Here is a 3,616-nt window from a genome sequence, read left to right on the forward strand (position 1 = left end):
CCATTGGACCGGCCGGTTCTCTCTGCTTCCTCTGCAAAATAACAAGCGCGCGGAAAGCGAGCTGCCAGCAGCAGATAAGTTCGTATATTGGCTGGTTGGTATAGAATATTCTAACCAAGGACCTCCTTAATCATACGAAGAGGCACTCGTTAAGAAGTTGAAGCAGACTATCGATGGAACAAACTGAAAGATTTCGTATCGGCACGTCTCGCGCCGACGATGCAGGAGGGTCACGCCTCGCTCAACTATCGGTTCTGGTCCACCAGAATAGTTGAAACAATCATATGCCGCCTACGTCGTCAGCTTGAAGTTGATGGAATAGGCTCTGGGCAGACGTCTTTGATCGAGACGCCAGCGCCGCGTTCCTCGGGGCGCGGCGTAGTCTTTCGCTACGCCGCGATTTCGCGGGTTGAGATGTTCGATCCGGATTTCGCGCGCGCGATCCGGTCGTAGAAATCGTCAGCCGACGCCGAGACATTTTCCAGCGAGAATTGCGTCTTGCAGTGTGCCAGGCCTCGTTGCGTAAGGGACCGGCGCAGCTCGGCGTCCGACATCAAAATTCTGAGGCGATCCGCAACGTCCGTCGCATCGAAGTCTGCGGGCAGCGTCAGAGCGTTATTCGCATTGATTTCGGGCAAGCCGCCGCTGGTCGCGCTGATGACCGCGCAGCCTGCCGCGTGGGCCTCGAGAGCGGTTCGTCCAAACGGCTCTTCCCACTTCGACGGAATGATGGCGATGGCGGCCTGCTGATAGCGTTGTTGCACGACCGAAAACGGTTGGCTGAGTTCGATCGTGACACGGTGTGCAACGGGAGCCAGGGCGGCGACGACTTCGCCCATGTACTCCGGAAACCTGTTCGGCTCGGCCAGAATCAAGCGGCCGCGCCAGCCATTCTCGGCGCCGAGGACGGCGGCCATCGCCAACGCCGCTTCCTTAATTCCTTTTTCCGGGGCCGCGCGGCCGACGCAGATGATCTCGTCGGCGCGTTGCGGCGCCGGATGCCACTGCGAAAAATCCAATCCGTTGTGAACGACGGCGCAGGGCGTCTGAACTTCAGGCCAGTCTTTATGAAAGGCCTCCTTGCAGGCATGGCTGACGAAGATGATGCCGGCGAGGGAATTATATTGCCGCAATCGCCAACCGCGACGGAGACGGTTCAGAACGCCGCCGTGACCGACGGCTTTGGTCATGTTGTGCTTGTGGAAGATGACCGGAGCCGTGCTCCGGCGCGCCAGGATGGCGGCGGTCGGAAGATGCTGCTGGACGACGATGAGATCCGCCGAAAGTTTCGCCACCTGTTGCGAGGCAAATGCCAACTTGCGGCGCCTGGAGGCGTCGATCGTCTCCGAATAGGTCGCGATGTCGAGATCGGGAAACAGCGTCTCGTTTTCGCAGCAGACGATCGTCGTCGCCTCACGATAGCGACTTGCGACGATGAGGTCGCGGACGCAGAGATCGACCGAGGACGCATTACTCGGGCCGAATCTCATGTTCCGCGGCATGAATACTAGAATGCGCATGTCATCATCGCCGTCGCTCCCCCTGCAGCCAGACGCTGCACGACCGCTAAATCGCCTCTGCCAACGGCCGATCAGGCTCCATCAACTTGGCAAATTGCAGTCGGAAGAGCCGGCTGTAGGCCCCGCCCTGCGCAAGCAGTTTTTCATGCGTTCCGCTCTCGATGACGCGCCCCGCCTCGATGACGTGAATGAGGTCGGCATGAAGTATTGTCGAAAGCCGATGCGCAATCACGATGGTCGTCTTCCCTTTCGTCAACACCTTGAGCTCGCGCTGGATGACTTCCTCGGTCTCGCTGTCGAGGGCCGAGGTCGGTTCGTCCAAAAGAATGATCGGTGCATCCTTGAGGAAGGCTCGGGCAAGCGCAATGCGCTGACGCTGCCCGCCTGACACCTGCGTTCCCAGCTCTCCGACCTGAGTTTCGTAACGGCGTGGCAGAACCGAGATGAAATCGTCGGCGTTGGCGGCCTTGGCGGCGTCGATGCACTTCTGATCGGAGGCGCTTTCGAACCCGGTTCGGATGTTATCGAGGATGGTGCCTTCAAAAAGAAAAGCATCCTGACCGACCGTCGAAATGCTCCGCCGCGCGGAGACGAGGGAGACGGCATCGAGGGCCTGGCCGTCGATCGTGATCGATCCGCTCAGTGGTTCCCGGAACCGCTGCAGAAGCGCGAAGATCGTCGATTTGCCACCGCCCGAGAGGCCGACAAGGGCCGTCGTCCGGCCGGCCGGGGCGACGAGGTTCAGGCCATTGATTACGGGCTTGCCGGGCACGTAGGCGAACGTCACGTCGTGGAAGACGATCTCGCCGCCCGTGATTTTGAGTTCAGGTTTTCCGGGCGGCTCGTCTTCCGTGGCGGGCGTATCCAGCAGTTCGTACATCATGCGGACGCCGACCGAGGCCGTGGCCAGCTGAAGCTGGACCCGCGACAGCCGCCGAGCCGGATCGGCGCACATCAGCAGCGCCGTGATGAATGCAAAAAATTGTCCGGGGGTGTCGCCGTAATAGAGGTTTCGCCACCCGGCGTAGAGAACCACGCCTGCTACCGCAAAGCCGCCAACGGTTTCCATCAAGGGATTTACGCTGGCTTCGATGCGCAGCATCTTGTTTGCAAGGCGTTCGACGGCGCCGATCGCATTTTCCGCGTGGGTGCGCATTCTATTTTCAAGCTGAAACGATTTGACGACCTGCGAGCCTTGGCTCAACTCGCGTGTTACCTTGATGATGCCGGTGATCGAGTGCACCTCACTCTTCGCCGCCTTCAAAATCCGCTCTCGCAGCTTTCTCGAAGTGAGCGCCGCGATCGGACCGCCGATCAGCGAAATCACCGTCATAATCGGATCGAGAGCGATCATCGTGACCACGAGGCCGACGATGGTGAACAAATCCCGGCCGAAGCTCATCGAGACCATGTTCAAAACATCACGCGTTGCCGCCGCGTTATTGACGATGCGCGTGACCAGATCGCTCGATGAGAAGGCCTGGAAGAAGGAGACATCGACCTTCAGCAAGTGATTGAACATGCGCTTTTGCGTCTGCGCGACGAGCCGATTGCCGATGGTGCCGAGCACGACTTCAGAGGCGTAGGCCGACAGCCCCTTGACCATGAAGATGGCGACGATGGCGAATGTGATTCCGGTAAGGGCAGCGCGGTTCTGATTGACGAAGATCGTGTCGATCACGTGTTTCATGATGTATGCGCTGGCCGACGTCGCGCCGGCGACGACAACCATGCAGGCGATCGCCATCGCATACTGCGGCGCGTATTCACGACCGTGTTCGCGAACGAGACGTTTCAACAGATCTGTGGTGGTGGCGTTCATGTCTCGTCTGCGCCCCCCCGACAGGCGTCAATGCACGCTCGTGCACTATTTCGAATGTCAATCTTCGCAACCGGTGGCGCCGCTATAATTTCGGCGCTGTCTTCAACCTCGACGGCTGTCCTAGCAAATTCGCGACGTGCGCGAAATTTTCGTTGGGCAAAATTGGGCTCAGCGGGTGCACGGACGGCATGCATTGGCCGACATCAGCCTGCACCTGGTCTTCCAGTATAGCAGCAGACATTGGACCTCGACGGACTTCATCGTCACGGGTGTT

At 59.3% G+C, this 3,616-nt stretch carries 2 protein-coding genes; both read right to left on the reverse strand.

Features of this window, described 5'->3' with window-relative positions; genetic code table 11:
• Window positions 1-389: 389 nt before the first annotated feature.
• Complete coding sequence (locus VN623_RS12495; protein ID WP_325571364.1) at window positions 390-1,520, reverse strand: glycosyltransferase family 4 protein; 1,131 nt, start codon at window positions 1,518-1,520, stop codon at window positions 390-392.
• Between the two features lie 46 nt (window positions 1,521-1,566).
• A complete protein-coding gene (locus tag VN623_RS12500; RefSeq protein ID WP_325571366.1) occupies window positions 1,567-3,342 on the reverse strand; it encodes an ABC transporter ATP-binding protein in 1,776 nt (591 codons plus the stop codon).
• Window positions 3,343-3,616 lie beyond the last annotated feature (274 nt).

The organism is Hyphomicrobium sp., from assembly GCF_035572195.1.
GTDB lineage: Bacteria > Pseudomonadota > Alphaproteobacteria > Rhizobiales > Hyphomicrobiaceae > Hyphomicrobium_B.